The 18495-nt window shown below is 66.5% G+C and carries 18 protein-coding genes; 8 read left to right on the top strand and 10 right to left on the bottom strand.

The features are described 5' to 3' along the window. Positions 1-101 precede the first annotated feature (101 nt). The 4 genes from ASE69_RS12760 to ASE69_RS12745 form a co-directional block, all read right to left on the bottom strand. Positions 102-953 (bottom strand): S1/P1 nuclease, encoded by an 852-nt coding sequence (locus tag ASE69_RS12760; protein ID WP_056487230.1) that lies wholly within the window; start codon positions 951-953, stop codon positions 102-104. Further along, positions 950-1870 carry an isoaspartyl peptidase/L-asparaginase family protein gene (locus tag ASE69_RS12755; protein WP_056487228.1) on the bottom strand — a complete coding sequence of 307 codons (921 nt, stop codon included), beginning with the start codon at positions 1868-1870 and terminating at the stop codon, positions 950-952. The genes ASE69_RS12760 and ASE69_RS12755 overlap by 4 nt, the downstream gene beginning before the upstream one ends. Continuing rightward, positions 1867-3006: an acyltransferase family protein gene (locus ASE69_RS12750; protein ID WP_056487226.1), complete on the bottom strand. Its 1140-nt coding sequence runs from the start codon at positions 3004-3006 to the stop codon at positions 1867-1869. The genes ASE69_RS12755 and ASE69_RS12750 overlap by 4 nt, the downstream gene beginning before the upstream one ends. Positions 3007-3235: 229 nt before the next feature. Beyond that, positions 3236-3757 (bottom strand): DUF1993 family protein, encoded by a 522-nt coding sequence (locus ASE69_RS12745; protein ID WP_056487224.1) that lies wholly within the window; start codon positions 3755-3757, stop codon positions 3236-3238. A 115-nt stretch (positions 3758-3872) separates the two neighbouring features. On the opposite strand from ASE69_RS12745, the gene ispG reads away from it, so the two are divergent. The 3 genes from ispG (at position 3873) to ASE69_RS12730 (ending at position 6692) form a co-directional block, all read left to right on the top strand. After that, positions 3873-5012 (top strand): flavodoxin-dependent (E)-4-hydroxy-3-methylbut-2-enyl-diphosphate synthase, encoded by a 1140-nt coding sequence (gene ispG / locus ASE69_RS12740; protein WP_056487222.1) that lies wholly within the window; start codon positions 3873-3875, stop codon positions 5010-5012. A gap of 307 nt (positions 5013-5319) precedes the next feature. After that, entirely contained in the window at positions 5320-6219 is a 900-nt protein-coding gene (locus ASE69_RS12735) for a DMT family transporter (RefSeq protein ID WP_056487219.1), read from the top strand. Continuing rightward, the gene (locus ASE69_RS12730) at positions 6216-6692 is read left to right on the top strand and encodes a GNAT family N-acetyltransferase (RefSeq protein WP_056487216.1); all 477 of its coding nucleotides are present in this window, start codon (positions 6216-6218) and stop codon (positions 6690-6692) included. Before ASE69_RS12735 ends, ASE69_RS12730 begins: the two co-directional genes overlap by 4 nt. A 152-nt stretch (positions 6693-6844) precedes the next feature. Here ASE69_RS12730 and ASE69_RS12725 read toward each other — a convergent pair whose 3' ends face one another. The 4 genes from ASE69_RS12725 to ASE69_RS12710 form a co-directional block, all read right to left on the bottom strand. Beyond that, the gene (locus tag ASE69_RS12725) at positions 6845-7507 is read right to left on the bottom strand and encodes a TIGR02466 family protein (protein ID WP_056487213.1); all 663 of its coding nucleotides are present in this window, start codon (positions 7505-7507) and stop codon (positions 6845-6847) included. Between the two features lie 4 nt (positions 7508-7511). After that, positions 7512-8090: an inorganic diphosphatase gene (gene ppa / locus ASE69_RS12720; RefSeq protein ID WP_056487210.1), complete on the bottom strand. Its 579-nt coding sequence runs from the start codon at positions 8088-8090 to the stop codon at positions 7512-7514. 76 nt (positions 8091-8166) lie between these two features. After that, positions 8167-10080, bottom strand: coding sequence for a M61 family metallopeptidase (locus ASE69_RS12715; protein WP_056487208.1), 1914 nt, complete (start codon positions 10078-10080; stop codon positions 8167-8169). Between the two features lie 82 nt (positions 10081-10162). Then, on the bottom strand, positions 10163-10813 hold the full coding sequence (locus ASE69_RS12710; RefSeq protein ID WP_056487205.1) for a DUF1345 domain-containing protein: 651 nt from the start codon (positions 10811-10813) through the stop codon (positions 10163-10165). A gap of 49 nt (positions 10814-10862) precedes the next feature. Here ASE69_RS12710 and hisS point away from each other — a divergent pair, with 49 nt between their 5' ends. The 4 genes from hisS to ASE69_RS12690 all read left to right on the top strand — a co-directional run bounded on the left by hisS (position 10863) and on the right by ASE69_RS12690 (position 15769). Continuing rightward, entirely contained in the window at positions 10863-12098 is a 1236-nt protein-coding gene (gene hisS / locus ASE69_RS12705) for a histidine--tRNA ligase (RefSeq protein ID WP_056487201.1), read from the top strand. A gap of 145 nt (positions 12099-12243) precedes the next feature. Then, the gene (gene prfA / locus ASE69_RS12700; protein ID WP_056053173.1) at positions 12244-13317 is read left to right on the top strand and encodes a peptide chain release factor 1; all 1074 of its coding nucleotides are present in this window, start codon (positions 12244-12246) and stop codon (positions 13315-13317) included. Between the two features lie 81 nt (positions 13318-13398). Next, positions 13399-14262: a peptide chain release factor N(5)-glutamine methyltransferase gene (gene prmC, locus ASE69_RS12695; RefSeq protein WP_056487198.1), complete on the top strand. Its 864-nt coding sequence runs from the start codon at positions 13399-13401 to the stop codon at positions 14260-14262. Between the two features lie 256 nt (positions 14263-14518). After that, positions 14519-15769, top strand: coding sequence for a DUF4167 domain-containing protein (locus tag ASE69_RS12690; RefSeq protein ID WP_056487195.1), 1251 nt, complete (start codon positions 14519-14521; stop codon positions 15767-15769). A 106-nt stretch (positions 15770-15875) separates the two neighbouring features. Here ASE69_RS12690 and ASE69_RS12685 read toward each other — a convergent pair whose 3' ends face one another. Then, entirely contained in the window at positions 15876-16166 is a 291-nt protein-coding gene (locus ASE69_RS12685) for a hypothetical protein (RefSeq protein ID WP_235518713.1), read from the bottom strand. 71 nt (positions 16167-16237) lie between these two features. Here ASE69_RS12685 and ASE69_RS12680 point away from each other — a divergent pair, with 71 nt between their 5' ends. Then, the gene (locus ASE69_RS12680) at positions 16238-16663 is read left to right on the top strand and encodes a CBS domain-containing protein (RefSeq protein WP_056487191.1); all 426 of its coding nucleotides are present in this window, start codon (positions 16238-16240) and stop codon (positions 16661-16663) included. Here ASE69_RS12680 and ASE69_RS12675 read toward each other — a convergent pair whose 3' ends face one another. Continuing rightward, positions 16664-18163 carry a lipopolysaccharide biosynthesis protein gene (locus ASE69_RS12675; protein WP_082441708.1) on the bottom strand — a complete coding sequence of 500 codons (1500 nt, stop codon included), beginning with the start codon at positions 18161-18163 and terminating at the stop codon, positions 16664-16666. Positions 18164-18495: the final 332 nt, after the last annotated feature.

Below are 18495 nucleotides of genomic sequence, written 5' to 3'. Positions count from 1 at the left end.
GGAGCTTTGGGACGGACCGTCCGAGCCTCAAGCCCCTCACCCTCCCACGTGCAAGCGCACGCGGGCCCCTCCCTCTCCCCGGAGGGGAGAGGGTAAGTGGGTCAGCCCAGCGCCTTGTCGAGCAGCTTCGCCAGGCGGATACCCCCACGGCGCACTTCCTCGCGCGATACCGGGACCATCTTCGCGATCGTTGCGTCGTCCATCTTCACCCGCGCCGGCACCGCGCCGCACGCATCCCCGCCGAGCGCCGCCGCATACGCCGTATGCGCGGCTTCCCAGGACTCACGGCTCCAGTCGGTAACCGTCCCCGCGCCGATCTTAGCCCGCTCGGCCGCCGGATACCGCCTTACCAAAGACGGCGGCGTCGAGATCGCGCGCTCGGCCAGCGGGCCGTCCCAGATCGAATGCAGGTTGAACCGCGCCGGGCCGTAGATCCCGTAATCCGCCTTCACGTCGTTGCCGCCCTTGTCGTTGCGGTCGCCGGCGTGGAGCGGCTGGTGGAGATCGCCGACGAAGTGAATCAGCAAGGCTAGCGCCTGGACGCGGTCCTTCGGCGAGGTGGCGCGGTCACGGAGCAGTTTCACGTCGCGCTCGATCTGCGCCGAGACACAATTGCCGTCCTTGCACGCGGGCGTCAGGTCGAACGGCGCGCAGACGTCGGCATCCTGGAAATGCCAGGTATACGCAAAGCCGAAGCGCGACTTGCCGTCGGTGGTCTTCAGCGGCTTGATGCAATCCGCCCAGACGCTCGCCTGCTCGATCGTGCCGGCCGGACACTCGGGCGTGTCGAGCAATGCCTGTTGCGCGAGCAGCTTGCGGATCGCGGCCTTGGTCTTAGGCGTGACGTTGGAATAGGCGATCTGCGCGACGGTCTGGTGGCCGTACTCCCAGAACGCGGTGGCGGGGGAGGCGAGGCCGAGCGAGGCGATCGCAGCGAGGAGAAAGCGCTTCATGCCGGCTCGTTAGCGTAGATCGCGACGGTCCGGCTACCCTCGGATGACGCGCGTCCGCGGTACATGCCGACGGTGTTGAAACCCCAGGCCATGTCGCCGTCCGGTCCCGCGACGATGACGCCGCCGGTGCCACCGAGTGCCTTCACTTCGGCCAGCACCGCGTCGGCCGCGACCTGCAGCGACTCGCCGGACAGGCGGACGCGCGCGGCGATCTCATGGCCGACGCCGACGCGGAGGAAGAACTCGCCCGAGCCGGTGCACGATACAGCACAGGCGCGATCGTCGGCGAAGGTGCCCGCGCCGATCACGGGCGTATCGCCGATCCGGCCCCAGCGTTTGCCGGTCACGCCGCCGGTCGAGGTGGCGGCGGCGACATGGCCGTGCGTGTCGCAGGCGACTGCGCCGACGGTGCCGTATTTCATGTCGACGTCGAACCCGCCGCCATCGGCTTGGAACTCCGTGAATTGGCGGCGGCGTTCGTCGGTCGCGAACCACGCGGCATCCGCCTGGGGAAGGTCGCGTTCGAGCGAGAACGCATCCGCGCCCTTGCCGGCGAGGAAGACGTGGCGGCCGTCGTCGAGGATCGCGCGAGCAAGACCTACCGGGTTGCGCGTCGCGGTTGCTGCGGCAACGGCACCGGCTGCGCGGGTGCGGCCGTCCATGATCGCGGCGTCGAGCTCCAGCGTGCCGTCATGCGTGAAAACCGCGCCGCGCCCAGAGTTGAAGTGCGGATCGTCCTCCAGCACGCGCACCGCCGCCTCGACCGCATCGAGTGCGCCGCCGCCGTCCGCCAGCACCTTCGACCCGACGTCGAGCGCACGAGACAGGCCGGCTCTCGCGCCCGCATCCTGCTCGGGCGAGACCATCTCGCTGTCGAGTTTGCCGGCGCCGCCGTGGATGACGAGGGTCCAGGTCATGTTGAGTCTTTCGAGGGTAGGGCGCGGAGGCCGATAACGGGGCGGAGCGGCGCGATGCTGCGGCCGATCCAGTAGAAGGCGATGCAGCCGATCGTCGTCGCGGCGAGCAGGCACGCGAACTCCGCCCAGCCCGGCAGGCCGGCGGGGAGCAGCGCGTACATCACGAGGACGATGATCGTCTGGTGGATGAGGTAGAACGGGAACACCGCCTCGGTCAGCGTGCGGCGCCAGCGATGGTCGCGGTTCCAGTGGCGCTCGGCGATCCCGATCAGCGCGACGATCGCCCCCCATTGCTCGAGCGCGTGCGCGACGCCGTAGCCGGGGTAAATCCAGCGCGGTGCGACGATGTCGCCGGGCCATTCCAGCTCGACGCCGATGATCGCGATATAACCGACCATTGCGGCGACCGAGCCGACCTTCCACCAGCGCGCGATCGCCGCCATTGCGGGCTCGGAGCGGGCAAGGCCGAAGCCGAACAGGAAGGCGGGGAAATAGGTGACGTGCGCGACCCAGTCGCCGAACAGGGCTTGCGATTCCGCGGCCATCTGGAACCACCAGGCGTGAACGAACACGAGCCATGCGACGGGGAGGACGAGCACCGCCCAACTGCCGAAGACCCAGTCGAACGCGCGTTGCAGCCAATCGCCGCGGACGACGACCAGCCCGAGCGTCAGCGCAGTCGTGTAGACCCAGAGATAAACGACGAACCAGAGGTGGTTCCAGGTCGGCAACGACAGTCCGGCGAGCTTGCCGAACCGGAAATAATCATGCGTCCAGAACGTCAGATAGCTGCCGGCATAGGCGTGCTTGGTGACCAGTTCGACCCAGGGTTGCGGCGGCACGATCACTGCCATGCCGAACAACAGCGGCACGAGCAGGCGGTAGCAGCGATTGGCGAAGAATCCGCCTGTGCCGCTCGACCGGGCGAGCAGCGCGCGGCTGGCATAGCCCGAGACGACGAACAGCAGCGTCAGCCGCCACGCATTGCTCGCCAGCATCGGCAGCCGCACCCAGTCCTCGACATGGAGCGACTTCACATGGAAGTTCCACGGCACGAAGACCATGCCGATATGGTAGAGGATCAACAGCGCGAACGCCCCGATCCGCAGCCAGTCCATGCCATAATGCCGCGTCATCGCGCGGCCCTACGGGGCGGGAAGCGGTGCCGCAAGCGTGGGCCGGCTGAGGCGGTATTCGGCACCGACCGGTGTCCCACTGAAATCCTCCCTCGCAAGGGGGAGGTGTCTGGCACTTGCCAGACGGAGGGGGCGGACACGGAACAGCGGTTGCCCTTACCGCCCCCTCCGTCATCTTCGGTGCCACCTCCCCCTGGCGGGGAGGATCGTTCGAGCTTAGGTCGGGCGTTCAACCCTTCATGCGCGGCGTGCCCATGAAGTCGCGCTTGCCGATCGGGACGCCCTGCGCGCGGAGGATCGCGTAGGCCGTGCTGGCGTGAAAGTAGAAGTTCGGCTGCGAGAACGAGAGCAGGAAGTTCGCGCCGGTGAACGGCATGACGAACGTGCCGAACTCGAAGGTCGTGTCGTTGTCGGCGAGCGCGTCGAACGTCTCCCGGTCGATCCCCTCCAGCGTGGCGATCGCATCGCGTATCACGCTGTGGAGACCCGCGAAGTCGGTCGGCCAGGCCGATCGATCGGGCGAGAAGGTGCCGCAGCGGACGCCTTCGATCCCGCCGACCGAATGCGCGGCGCACGACTTCACCTGATAGCCGAACGGCAGCATGTCGTCGGCGAGCTTCGCATCGATCAGCGTCGCGGGTTCTATACTCTTCTCGACGGCGAACGCTTCCGCCTTGTCGAGCAGCGCGTCGACCGCGCGGAGAATCTGGAGATTCGAGGGAATCGTCGCATCGTACAGGGACAGGGTCATCGCGTTCGCTCCTAAAGCCGTGCGCCGCTATGGCCGACGATCGCTACTCGGGCCAGCGATGTTCCGTTCCAGCGCGCAAGTCGCTATATAGGCCTCGAACTCCCGAGGAATCCCCATGTCCCTTCGTCCCTGGCGCGATATCACCCGCCGCAAGAGCCGCCAGATCATGGTCGGCAACGTCCCCGTCGGCGGCGATGCGCCGGTCACCGTGCAGACGATGACCAACACGCCGACCGACGACGTCCGCGCGACGGTCGACCAGATCCGGCGCTGCGAAGACGCGGGCGTCGACATCATCCGCGTCAGCTGCCCCGACGTGGAATCGACCGCCGCGCTCAAGCAGATCGTCCGCGCCAGCCGCGTGCCGATCGTCGCGGACATCCATTTCCACTACAAGCGTGCGCTCGAAGCGGCGGACGCCGGGGCGGCTTGTCTGCGGATCAATCCGGGCAATATCGGCTCCGCGGCGCGCGTGAAGGAGGTCGTCGACGCGGCCAAGTCCAACGGCTGCGCGATCCGTATCGGCGTCAACGGCGGCTCGCTCGAGCGGCATTTGCTCGAGAAATACGGCGAGCCTTGCCCCGATGCGCTGGTCGAGTCGGCGCTCGATCACATCAAGCTGTTGCAGGATCACGACTTTCACGAGTTCAAGGTCGCGGTGAAGGCGTCCGACCTGTTCCTCGCGGTGGCGGCGTATCAGCAGCTTGCCGAACAGGTCGATTGCCCGCTGCATCTCGGCATCACCGAGGCGGGCGGGTTCGTCGGCGGCACGGTCAAGTCGGCGATCGGGATGGGCAGCCTGCTCTGGTACGGCATCGGCGACACGATCCGCGTCTCGCTCTCCGCCAAGCCCGAGGAGGAAGTGCGCGTCGGGTTCGAGATCCTCAAAGCGCTCGGAATCCGCAACCGCGGCGTCCGTGTCGTGTCGTGCCCGTCGTGCGCGCGCCAGGGCTTCGACGTGATCCGGACGGTTCAGGCGCTCGAGGAGCGGTTGCAGCATATCCGCACGCCGATGTCCTTGTCGGTGCTCGGTTGCGTGGTGAACGGGCCCGGTGAAGCGCGCGAGACCGATATCGGCATCACCGGCGGCGGCAACGGCAAGCACATGGTGTACCTCTCGGGCGTCACCGATCACCACGTCCAGGACGCCGACATGGTCGACCACATCGTCCGGCTGGTCGAGGCGAAAGCCGCGGAAATCGACGCGGCGGATGCGGCTATCGCGGCCTTGGTACCGGAGATGGCGGCGGAATAGGTTTCAGCGGTTAGCTGCTTACGCGCGCCTTTCACTAACTCTGACTTATGTGAGGAGGACGGCGTGACGCGCGCATCCTCCTGCCGTTCTCCCGCGAAAGCGGGAGTCCAGGGTTACCGGCGATAGCGTTCGTGGTCCTGGACCCCCGCGTTCGCGGGGGAACAGCATCTTGGACACCGCTTTATCAACCCGTCGACGTCCGCAACGGCAATTCCAGCACCGGCGATGGCGTCCCGATAGGATGCGGGTTAAGCGGACCGCATGAGGATGATCCGAACATCGATCGTTGATGATGCGGTCTAGTCCGATGACATCCCGCACCGTTTCGCCCGCTTTAGCCTTCGCGGTCGCCGCGCTGGGCATCGGACTGTTCTCCATGATGGACGCGGTCATGAAGTCGCTCGTCCTCGCGATCGGCGTCTATAACGCGCTGCTCTGGCGGCAGATGATCAGCGTCGGTCTCGGTGCAGTCGCGTGGAAGCTCGGGAACAGCGGGCGGCCGAGCGGGCGCGCGTTGAAGCTGCATCTGGCACGCGGGCTGGTGACCACCGCGATGGCGGTGCTGTTCTTCTGGGGGCTCGCGCGCGTGCCGATGGCGCAGGCGATTTCGCTGACCTACATCGCGCCGATCCTCGCATTGCTGCTTGGCGCGGTGACGCTCGGCGAGCGGGTCGGGCGCAAAGCGGTGGTCGGGTCGATCGCCGCGTTGCTCGGCGTGCTCGTGGTGATGATCGGGCATGGGCGCGGCGTCGCGGGACCGGAGACGTTTCATGGCGCGCTCGCGGTGCTCGGGTCCGCGGTCCTGTATGCGGTGAACCTCGTGATCGCACGGCTGCAGAGCCAGGCGGCGCGGCCGGGGGAGATCGCGTTCTTCCAGGCGCTCGTCATCACCGCGACGTTGGCGCTCGCCGCGCCTTGGCTGGCCGTAGTGCCCGAAGCGGCGCAGTGGCCCAAGCTGTTGCTCGCCGCGGGGCTGGCAACCGCGTCGCTCTGGCTGCTCGGCTGGGCGTATGCGCACGGCGATACCGGGTTCCTCGCGACCACCGAATACACGTCGTTCGTCTATGCGGCCGTGCTGGGTTTCCTGGTGTTCGGCGAGCGGGTATCGGCGTTCACGCTGGCGGGCGCGGCGATCATCGTCGTCGCGTGCCTGTACGCGGCGCGGCGGCGTGACATCGCGCAGACATCGATCGAGGCTAGTGCATGACCGTCATCCGTTCCGCCACCGCTGCCGATGTCGGCACCATCCTGCGCTTCGTCCGCGAACTCGCCGCGTTCGAGCGTGAGCCGGATGCGGTCGAGGCGACCGAGCCGATGCTGGCAGAGGCGCTGTTCGGGGAGCGGCCTGCCGCGGAGGCTCTGATCGCCGAGAACGCAGAGGGGCCTCTCGGGTTCGCGCTGTTCTTCCACAATTTCTCGACGTGGACGGGCAAGCGCGGGCTGTATCTCGAGGATCTGTACGTGACGCCGGAAGCGCGCGGGCAGGGGGTCGGCGGCGCGTTGCTGGCGCATCTGGCGGGCATGGCGCTCGATCGCGGCTGCGCGCGGTTCGAATGGTCGGTGCTCGACTGGAATGCCGACGCGATCGCTTTCTACCGGAAGGTCGGCGCGGTCGGGATGGAGGACTGGACGATCCAGCGAATGTCGGGGGATGCTTTGGTGAAGCTCGCCGGGCGGTAGGGCAGCAAACAATCCTCCCCCGCCAGGGGGAGGTGTCACCGCAGGTGACGGAGGGGGAGGACGCGGAACGTCGGTTGGCGCTTACCTCCCCCTCCGTCTGGCAAGTGCCAGCCACCTCCCCCTGGCGGGGGAGGATTGTCCGTTGCGCCCGCCTACCCCTTTACGTCGATATTCATTGCGATCGAGATGCGGTCGCCTGTTCCCAAGTGCGGGCGGACGCCGTGGCGGAGCCAGGCGGGGAACAGGATCAGGTCGCCCGCCTCGGTTGGCAGGCGGCGCTCGACCGGCTGCGGCTGGCCGTCGATCCCGATCAGGCGAAATCCCGGCAGCCGCATGAACGGCACCGGAAAGCGCGGGTCCTCGAAGAACAGCTCGCCGCCCGCTTCGCCCTCCGCAGGCGGGGTGCCCATGTCGACGTAATAGACCGCGGCCCACAGCACGCCGGGATGCGCATGGCTCATATTGAGCGCGCCGGGCGGCGACACGTTCGCCCACATCTTGACGGTCCACTCGACCGTCGCCGCATCTCGCCCATCGAAATGCGAGGCGCGCTTCGCCATCTTTACCGCGGTATCGGCGAGCGCGACCGCTGCCGGCCCGCCCCAGTCGAGCATGTCGGTAGCGGAATGCCAGCCACCGACATTCGATCGAGCCAAGCTGGGCGCGGCGGCGTAGCGATCGAGGATCGCGGTGCGCAATGCCGCGGTCAGGGCGGCGGCATCGGCCAGCCGTCCGTGCAGGATCGGCGTCTCGTACAGTCCGATCTGCGCCGCGCGGACGCGGATGCCGTCGAACGGACGAGACGCCGTGGTCATGCTATCAGCGTCCTGCGGTGTCGTCCGCGTTCATCGGCTCTTCGCCCTTGGCCTTCTCGGCGTTGTAGCGCTCGATCGCCTCGATCGTGACGCGCTTGGCTTCTTCGGCGTCGCCCCACTTGCCGACCCGGACCCACTTCGTCTTCTCCAGGTCCTTGTAGTGGGTGAAGAAGTGCTCGATCTGCTCGAACACGATCTCGGGCATGTCGCCGCGCTCGCCGATATTGGCGTAATACGGGAACACGGCGTCGACGGGCACGCAGATGAGCTTCTCGTCGCCGCCGGCTTCGTCCTCAAGGTTCAGCACCGCGATCGGCCGCGCACGGACGACGCAACCGGGGATGAACGGCGAGCGCGCGATCACCAGTGCATCCAAGGGATCGCCATCGGGGCTCAGCGTGTGCGGCACGAAGCCATAGTTCGCCGGATAGCGCATCGGCGTGTGCAGGATGCGATCGACGAACAGAGCGCCCGATGCCTTGTCGAACTCGTACTTCACGGGCTCGCCGCCGGTCGGCACTTCGATGATGACGTTCAGATCCTCGGGCGGGTTCTTGCCGGTCGGGATGAGGTCGATACGCATGGCGGTCCTTTCGATATGACGATGCCGGCGCTCCTCGTCTGGGGAGCGGCCGGCACCACGTTGGATTAGTCTCTGGTCAGCGCGGCGTCAGCAGCTTGTCCAGTCCGCCGTCACCTGTACCCACCTTCTGTAGCCGCGGATAGCGCGGGCCGTCATGGTAATCGAGCAAGATGTCGCGGAAACGGTCATTGTTCTTTACAGTCAGGCGGATCGGCACTTTCGTACCCTTAGCGGCCAGGATCGCCGCCTTGATCCGGTCGGACGAATAGGCCTCGCTGTTGACCGCCTCGATCTCGGTACCGACGTCGAGGCCCGCCTTGAACGCCGGGCTGTCCCAGATCGACGAGGTGACCACGCCCTCCTTGTTGATCACCATGCCGAGCGAATAGCTGACGTCGGTGCCGCGGCTCTTCTCCGCCTGCTTCAGATACGGGCTCTGCTGGGGGCCGTAGACCAGCTTGTAGCCGTTCATCGCGAAGCCGTTGATCGGGGCGGGCTTGCCCGTCTCGGTCAGGCGCGTGTTGAGGAACGTCGCCCAGTCATAGGGGACGATGCCGTTCAGCGTCTTCGCGACGTCGGCGAAGGTGTACGTCAGCTCGCCGTAATCGCCATCGCGGACGCCGAAAAAGGCCTTGGCGAAATCGTCGATCGACTTGGTCCCGTTCGACTTCTGGCGAAGCATCGCGTCGACTTCCATCCAGACCATCAGGCCCTCATTGTAGTAATCCTCCGAGCGCTGCCAGCTGGTCCAGCCCTTCGGCTTGCGTGCCGAGATCACCGGATCGTTGGTCGTATCGATCAGCGGACGCCACTGGCGGCCGGGCGCGGTGTCGTAATTGCCGAGGATCGAGGCGTAACCGTCGAGCGTGTCCTGCTTGCTGACCAGGCCCGAGCGCGCCTGGAGCACATAGCCCCAGAACTGCGTCTGGCCTTCATACACCCACAGCAGCGAGTCGCGCATCGGCGTGCGGAAGTCGGGCGTCCACAGGTCGGCGCCGCGCCGGAACTTGCCGTCCCAGCTATGCGTGTATTCGTGTGGCAACAGGTTCCGCGCGGCGGCGCCGGTTTCCCATTCGGTGAAATAGCCGGGACGGACGCCGTTCTCGGAGCTGCGATGATGCTCGAGGCCGATTCCGCCAAGCTGGTCGGTGATCGACAGCAGGAATTCATAGTGATCGTAGTGCTGTGCGCCGAAGGTCTTCACCGCCTGGTCGACGAGGCGCTTGTGCGCGTCGATCTGCTCGGGCTTGGCAGCCAGCTGGTCAGGGCTGTCGGCGAACACGTTCAGGTCGACGCGCGGGGAGAGCGGCCAGACCTTGCCGTACTTGCCCGCGAGCGTCGGCGAATCGACCAGGATCTCGTAGTTGGTGGTGTCATAGCTGTAGGTCGAGCCCGAGACCTTGGCCGGCACCGCACCCGCCGCAGTCCAGCCGGTCGGGTAGGTGACGGTCATCTTGATCGGGATCTGGCGCGTGAAATAGCCCGCCGGATACAGGCTGACGAGATTGGGCTCGAGGCTGACCATCGTCGGCGTCATGACAATGCGGCCCTGGTCGCCCTTGGTCGCTGAGATGAACTGGAATTCGGCCACCACCGATTTCGCGCCGGTCGGCACGTCGATGTGGAACGCGAAGACGTCGACCGGATCGCGCGTCCAGGGCACGATCTTGCCGTTCGCGCGGATCACGAGACCGGCGAGCTTCTCGATCTCGCCGCGTGGGGAATGCGCGCCGGGCAGCCACTTCGGATAGAGCAGCGCCATCGGACCGGATTTGGCGACCGGGATGGTCTGCTTCACGCGGAAGATGCCGCGCTCGGTATCGGTCGCGTCGACGTCGAGGAGGAGCGTGCCGGGATAGGGCGTGTCGACTGCATCGGGAATGGTGTCGATGAACGGCACCGGCTGTGGCGCGGTGTTGCCGGCGGGAACCTGCGCGACGGCGGGTACGGCGGATGCGAGCAGGGACGCGACGAGAAGCTTGCGGATCAAGGAATGGCCTTCCGGCTGAGAGACGATGACCCGAGGTGTAATCGCGATAAAGGGCAGCCGTCCAGTCCTTTACCGGGACTGCTCAACCACTCCCGAGCACGTTGATCGTGAACGCGAGCACACCGATGTTGAACACGAACGCCGCCATGCACTGGCCGAGCGCGGCTTTGCGCACCCGGCGCGAGGTGATCTCGACGTCGGAGGTCTGGAACGTCATCCCCAGCGTGAACGCGAAATAGGCGAAGTCCCAGTAATCGGGTTCGTCGCACTTGGGAAAGTCGAGGCCCTTGGCGTCTTTGCCGTCCGGATCGTCGACATAATAAAGATGCGCATAATGCAGCGTGTAGATCATGTTCGAGAACAGCCACGCGAGCGCCAGCGTCGAGATCGTCAACGCGATCCCGACCGCGTCGTTCTTGCCCTGCAATTCCTTGGCGACCGCGACCAGGATGACCAGCATGATCGTTCCGCTGAATCCGAGCAGCACTGCGCGGTTGGCGTCGTTCTCTTCCGCCGCGCGGCGCATCCGGGCGGCGGTGGCGTTGCGGAACAAGGTCGAGACCGCGATCAGGAACACGACCGCGGCAACGTCGAACGCGGCCATCGTACCGCGCCCGAGCCCGAACCGCGGGATCAGCGCGGCGAGGCCTATCGCGAAGACCAGCACGAACAGGATGAAGCGCGGCGGAGCAACGCGTTGGCCGAGGCCCCAATATCTGGGTTTGTCGTTCATGCCACAGCGCTAGCGCTTAGCGGGGACGTCGCCTAGATACGCGCGCATCATGGCTAAGACAGAAACCCCGCGCCGCATTCGTGGCACCCAGGACATTTTCGGCGACGAGCAGCGCCGGTTCGCGCACGTCCTCGCCACGTTCGAGCGGGTGCGGGCGCTGTATTGCTTCCAGCGCGTCGACATCCCGGTGTTCGAATCCACCGCGGTATTCGCGCGATCGCTCGGCGAGACGACCGACGTCGTATCGAAGGAGATGTACACGTTCGAGGATCGCGGCGGGGACTCGCTGACGCTCCGCCCCGAGTTCACCGCCGGCATCGCCCGCGCGTATCTGACCGAAGGCTGGCAGCAGTTCGCGCCGATGAAGCTCACCACCAGCGGCCCGGTGTTCCGCTACGAGCGCCCGCAAAAGGGCCGCTTCCGTCAGTTCCACCAGATCGATGCCGAGGTGATCGGTGCGGCCGAACCGGCGGCAGACGTCGAGCTGCTCGTGTTGGCGGACCAGTTGCTACGCGAACTCGGGATTTCCGAGGGCGTGACGTTGCAGCTCAACACGCTGGGCGATGCCGCGACGCGCGACGCTTGGCGGGAGGCGCTGGTCGCACATTTCGAGGCGCACCGCGGCGAACTGTCCGAGGACAGCCTGACGCGGCTCGAAAAGAACCCGATGCGGATCCTCGACTCGAAGGACCCGCGCGACCGCCCGATCGCCGACAGCGCGCCCGATATCGACGCGTATCTGACCCCCGAGGCGCGCGCGTTCTTCGAGGCGGTGACCGCCGGACTCGATGCGGCGGGCGTCGCGTGGGAGCGCAACGCACGGCTGGTCCGCGGCCTTGATTACTACCGCCACACCGCGTTCGAGTTCGTGACCGATCGGCTGGGCGCGCAGGGGACGGTGCTGGCGGGCGGACGCTATGACGGGCTAATCGGGTCGCTTGGTGGGACCGAGACGGCAGGCGTTGGCTGGGCCGCGGGTGTCGAGCGGCTGGCTATGCTGCTGGAAGAACCGACTGAGCAGCGTGCCCAAGTCATCGTCGTTGCAGAGGACGACGACTCGAGTCTCGACGCGATCGCCCTGATTTCCGACCTCCGGCGAAATGGAGTCTCTGCCGATCTGGTTGCTTCCGGTTCGCCGAAAAAACGCTTCGACAAGGCCGTCAAGGCAGCCCCGCAGGCGATCGCGAGCGTTCGTCGTATCGACGGCGAAGTCATTCGAAAGTTGAAGATGCTCGGGTCGGAAACCGAAGGGCTTGAGGCCCAATTGAAGACGCTGCTGTCGTGACGGATCATTCGCAAATCCTCCCCGGCACGGGGAGGTGGCAGTGCGCGGCACTGACGGAGGGGGGGCTCCCCGTCGCGCAACGCCTGCGGCCCGCCCCCTCCACCCCCCTTCGGGCGGTCCCCCTCCCCGTGCCGGGGAGGATTTCATGACCCAGATCTCCCCCGACCGCATTCGCGCGATCGAGGCGCGGCGTGACGAGCTGCAAGCGCTGATGTCGACCGGCGACCTTCCCTCCGACCGCTTCGTCGCGGTGTCGAAGGAATATGCCGAGCTCGAACCCGTAGCCCAGGCCGCCACCGAAGTGCGCCGGTTGCGGCAAGAGGCCGAAAGCCTCGCGTTCATGGCCGAGGATGCCGACGACGAACTCCGCGCGATGGCGTCCGACGAGCTGCACGAGAACCGCACGCTGCTCGAGACCGCGGACCGCAAGCTCGCGCTCGCGCTGCTGCCGCGCGACTCCGCCGACGAGCGCTCGGCGATGCTCGAGGTCCGCGCCGGCACCGGCGGCGACGAGGCGGCGCTGTTCGCGGGCGACCTGTTCCGGATGTACCAGCGCTATGCCGAATCGCAGGGCTGGCGGGTCGAGATGATCTCCGGCTCGTCGTCCGACGCGGGCGGCTTCAAGGAAGTCGTCGCCAGCGTCACCGGCCAGGGCGTGTTCGCGAAGCTCAAGTTTGAGAGTGGCGTCCACCGCGTCCAGCGCGTGCCGACGACGGAGGCCGGCGGCCGGATCCACACCTCGGCGGCGACCGTCGCGGTGTTGCCCGAGGCGGAGGAAGTCGACGTCAAGATCGACGACAAGGACCTGCGCATCGACGTCTATCGCTCGTCCGGGCCGGGCGGCCAGTCGGTCAACACCACCGACAGCGCGGTGCGGATCGTCCACATCCCGACCGGGCTGACGGTGATCCAGCAGGACGAGAAGTCGCAGCACAAGAACAAGGCCAAGGCCCTCCGCGTGCTCAGAACCCGCCTGTACGAGGCGGAACGCGACCGGCTGCATGCCGAGCGGGCGGGGGCGCGTAAGTCGATGGTCGGCTCGGGTGATCGCTCGGAGCGGATCCGGACGTATAATTTCCCGCAAGGCCGTGTGACCGATCACCGCATCAACCTGACGCTCCACCGCCTGCCGGAGATCGTCGCGGGCGAGATGGACGAACTGATCGGCGCGCTGGTCGCGCAGGACGAAGCGGACCGCCTGGCGCAGCTGGATGGCTGAGCGTTCCCCAGCCGCAACGGCATTCCCCTTCCGCTTGCGGGAGGGGTTAGGGGAGGGGCTTCCCGCTAAGGGCATCGCTCGGTGACAGCCCCTCCCCCGACCCCTCCCGCTAGCGGGAGGGGAGCAGTACGTGCAGCGCTCGCCACCGCCGCTGCGCAGTTCGGCTTCTCCGCCACCCCGCGCCTCGACGCGGAACTCCTGATGGCGCACGCACTCGGCGTCGAGCGCAACGCGATCCTCCTCGACCCGGATCGCTACGCCGTCCCTGAGACATTCGCCGCGCTCGTCGACCGCCGCGTCAACCACGAGCCGATCGCCTACATAACCGGTACCCGCGGCTTCTGGTCGATCGATCTCGCCGTCGGCCCCGGCGCACTCGTCCCCCGCGCCGACAGCGAAACGCTCCTGATCGCAGCCCAGGCGCACTTCGCCGGCCGCGCTCCCGCAACGATACTCGACCTCGGCACCGGCCCCGGCACATTGCTCCTCGCCGCGCTCGACGAATGGCCTGCAGTAGGCCTTGGCGTAGACTATTCTCCCCAAGCGCTCGCCTACGCCCGCGCCAACGCCGCAACCCTGGGCATGGCCGACCGCGCGCACTTCATCCACGGCAGCTGGGCCAGCGCGATCGTCGGCCAGTTCGACCTGATCCTCGCCAACCCGCCCTACATCGCTACCGACGAACGCCTCTCGCCCGAAGTCCACGACCACGAACCCCACGCCGCGCTGTTCGCCGGCGCGGACGGGCTAGACGACTACCGGATCCTCGCCGAACAGCTCCCTGCACTGATCGCCCCCGGCGGCGCGGCGGTGATCGAGATCGGCTCGACGCAGGCTCCCCCCGTCACGGCGCTGCTCGAAGCGCAAGGTCTGCACGTCGCGCTCCATCACGACTATGGCGGCAACGCGCGCGCGTTAGTGGCAACCCACGCCCCCGCGACTTGAACAATATGGCGCTAAACCTCACATTTCGCTTGTAGTAGGTCCCTTGCGGACGCTATCACGCGGGCAGGGGCACGCACTCTCGACGATTGGTCGGTTTAGAGCGATGACCCGCATCCTTCGCTTTGAGGTCGCTGCAGTCCGGTGGCCCTGGCAAGTTCGACGCACCGATCTCGTTTAGATCGTCGGTGCGCGACGGGGGTTTGCACCGCATTTCGGAGCACGACCAGATTTTGGTTCGACGACTGAGGACACAAGCTTGATCAACAACCGGCAAGCCGGCCGCCGTCGCGGTCGTGGCAACAATAATAATGGCGGCGGCGGTAGTGGTGGCGGTCAACGCCAGGGTGGCGGTGGCGGCCAGGGTGGTCGCGATACCGGCAACCGCATCGACAGCCGCGCGCGCGGCAACGCGAGCCAGCTGTACGAGAAGTACAAGAACCTCGCGCGCGACGCGCAGCAGCAGGGCGACCGCGTCAACATCGAATATTACCTCCAGTTCGCGGATCATTATTTCCGCGTCCTGAGCGAAACCCGCGCCCGCTTCGAAGAGAGCCAGCCGCAGGCGCAGCAGCAGCCGCGCCGCCAGCAGCCGTTCGATCTCGACGGCGACGACGATTACGGCGACGAGGGTGAACCGATCCGCTCCGGCGAGCAGCAGGGTACGCCTGAGCAGGCTCGTGGCGAGCAGAATGGCGGCCAGCAGAATGGCCAGTACCAGAACGCGCCCCGTCAGAATCGTGAGAACCAGCCTCGCGACACCCAGAACCGCGAGGACCGCCCTCAGCGTGAAGATCGTCCGCAGCGCGAAGAGCGCCTGCGGTACGAGAACAACCGCTACGAGGGCCAGCGTAATGAGGGTCAGCGTAACGAGTCTCAGCCGCGCAACGAGGGTCAGCGCGAAGATCGCGTCCGTGGCGACAATCCGCGCAACCAGCGCAACGCCCAGTCGCGTGATGCTCAGCCCCGCGACGACCGCAACGGCGAAGAGCAGGATCAGGCCCGTGAGGCCCAGGCACGCGAGACTCAGTCGCGCGAGACCCAGCCCCGTGACGAGCAGGTCCGCGAACCCCGCAGCGATTACCGCGATGCGCCGCAGCGCGAGACGATCCGCCGCACGCCCCGCGTGAGCGCACCGGTCGCCAACGCCAACCAGGATTCGGAAGCCGATGCGGTCCGTTCGGTAACCGAAGCCCCCGAGCAGGTGGCTCAGCCAACCGAAACCGTCGAGACGGCGATGCCGGTCGCTGCGACCGAGGAACAGCCCCGCCGTCGCGGTCGCCCGCGCCGCGATCGCAGCCTCGACGCACCTGTCGCACAGGACCAGGGCGCGACCGAAGATGCGGCACCGACCGCATTCGACGCGGACCGCCTGCCGCCATCGCTCGGGATCTCGGCAATAACGCCGGCGCCAGCACCTGCGAAGGACTCGCCCGCCGCCGATGCTGCGCCCGAAGAAAAACCCCGCCGTCGCCGCGTTCGTGCGGTACCGGACGAGGTCGCAGGCTGAAGCCGTCATCCCGGGCATTCCGGGATCACGCCAAGACCTGAAAAGGCCGGTGCCGCTTCACGCGACGCCGGCCTTTTTCATGCCCGACCATATCAGCGCCGCGCGCTCAATCGAGCCGCGTCACGTCCTCGTCATGCCCGCTTCCCGAACTGAGGAATGCGAGACCCATCAACAGTCCGGCCATCATCACCGATCCGCCAACCCCGCCCATCACCGCGAGCATCGTCACCAAATGCAGCGGCCCTTGCACATGCGCCATCGCCGCAATGATCGCCGCGACGCATATCGCCGCCGCCAGCACCATCCACGCCATGATCGCCCGGAACCGCGCCCATGCGAATGCAGCGTAATGCGGGTCGTCCAACCCGGCCGGTGGTTCAGGCAGTCGATCGGTCATCGCTTCACATTGCCGCGCAAACATGGTTTCCTCAACCCAGGCGCAACAGACGCAATTGAGGAGAGGCGAAGATGACGATCGCGGCGATCCTGAAGGACAAGGGCGACATACAGTCGTTGGCCCCGGACTCTACCGTGGCCCAGGCGGTGGCGCTGCTCGCGGAGAAGCGGATCGGCGCGGCGCCGGTGCTCGATGGCGGCAAGGTCGTCGGGATATTCTCCGAACGCGACGTCATCCACTGCCTGCAGTCGGATGGCGCAGCGGCGCTCGAACGGCGGATCGGCGACGTGATGACCACCGCGGTAAAGTCGATCGGACCCAACGAGTCGGCGATCGGTGCGCTGTCGCTGATTACGCAGCGGCGCATCCGCCACCTGCCGGTGATCGATGGCGACACGCTGGTCGGGTTCGTGTCGATCGGCGATCTCGTCAAATACCGCATCGACCGGATCGAGGCCGATGCCGCGGCGATGCGCGAATATATCCAGTCCGCGTAACTAAGCGGCGACCGGCTGCTTCCGCGCGACCGCGATCAGTTCGCGCACGGTCGCCCGCGCAAAGATCAGCATCCACGCAGCATAGACCGCGGCGCCTATCGCCACGAGCACAACCAGCCGCCAATGCGCGTCGAGCGGTGGCAACGCTCGATCCACCAGCCCGACGATCAGCGCCATCGCGATCGCCGCCAGTGCCGGCGATGCGACCGCGCGCGCCACGTCCCGCGCCCGAACGCCGATCACCGGCAGCGTCCGCCAGGCGCTGATCGCCAGATAGAGCGGATAGGCCGTGATCCATGCGACACCCATGCCGGTCGGGCCCCACTGGACGCCGACCAGAAAGGCCGTGGTCAGGATCAGCGCACCGACCGCGCCGTTCTGGACGCCGATCCCCGGACGGCCGCGCGCATCGGACGCGGGCGTGAACAGCACCTGCAACGTCATGAACGGCATCGCCAGCGCGAGCAGGTGGACGATCGGCGCCGTTTCGCGCCACTTGTCGCCCAGCACGGTCAGCACCAAAGGCTCGGCGGTCGCGGCCAGCCCCATGTAGAACGGCATCGCGACGATCATCACCATCCGAACGCCTTTCACGAACGCGCGTCCGATCGCATCGGGATCAGCCTGCATCCGCGCATAGGCGGAGAAGGCGACCTCGTTGAGCGGCGGCACGAACTTCGAGACGAAGATCTGTGTCAGGAACAGGCTGGTCGTGTAGATCCCCAACGTGTGCGCGGAGAAGCTGCGCCCGGCGATGAAAACGTCGGTCTCGCTTTGCAGGAACCAGAACAACTGCCCCGCCGCCATCACCCCGCCATAGCGCGCGATCGTGCCCGCGCCACGAAAGTCGAAACTCGGCCATACGAGCGACCGCGCGCTCCACGTCATCATCGCCCCGCGCACGCTGAACAGCACGATCGGCGCGATCACGAGCGTCCAGACCCCAAGACCGTACAGCGCGCCACCCAAGGCAACGCTGGCGGAGGCGATCGACGCGGTGATGTTGGCCTTCGCCTGATGGCGAAAGTCCATCGACCTGGAAAGCAGCGCGTACGGCAACGCGATGAAGGGCGTCGTAAGGTATAGCAACGCCTGTACCCGGAGCATCTCGCCGACGATCGGTTGCCGGTAATAGGCCGACGCGAGCGGCGCTAACGATACCTGTATGATGGCCAACGTGACGTTGAGCAGGATCAGCATGCCGAACAGCTGGCGAACTTCGCGCTCTGTAATCGTCTTCTGCTGGATCAATCCGCTGGCAAGGCCATAGCCGTTGAGCATCCCCATGAAGGTCAGGATGACCTGGCACATCGCGAACAGGCCGTAATCCGATGGCGCCAGGATACGAATGACGAGGAACGTGGCGCTCCATTGCACGAGTTGCGCGACGATCTGGCTCCCCGATCGCCAGATCAACGCGCTGCGCACCTGTCCGGCAAGCGAACTTGGTTCGCCGGGAACGGGAGTGGCGGCGACAGGTGCGGGGCTCACGGTGTCCATCGTATCGGGCATGTAGCGGTAATGGCCTTCACAATCGCTTAAGGCGATGACGTAGAGACGATCGAGCCAAGGCGTCGGACGTGACGTGCAGCGGCAAAGGCGCTGGACGCGGTCGTTGAACGTGTCGTGATCAGCGGCTTGGAAGGGGTGTGGGGCGTCCTAAACGCGCCAATCCGAGAAAATTGCCACAAATGTGAAAGATTGTGTTTGACGCGAATCGGAACCCCGCCTAGAGGGGTGTCACCGCAGCGAACGGCCACACGGTCTGGTTGGTGCGGTCGCAAGAAAACCAGATGCTCCAAGCTTCTCGAAAGGGAGGTTATGCGAGTGTC

The organism is Sphingomonas sp. Leaf208, from assembly GCF_001421415.1.
Lineage (GTDB): Bacteria > Pseudomonadota > Alphaproteobacteria > Sphingomonadales > Sphingomonadaceae > Sphingomonas.
This window is presented reverse-complemented; position numbering and strand designations above follow the sequence as displayed.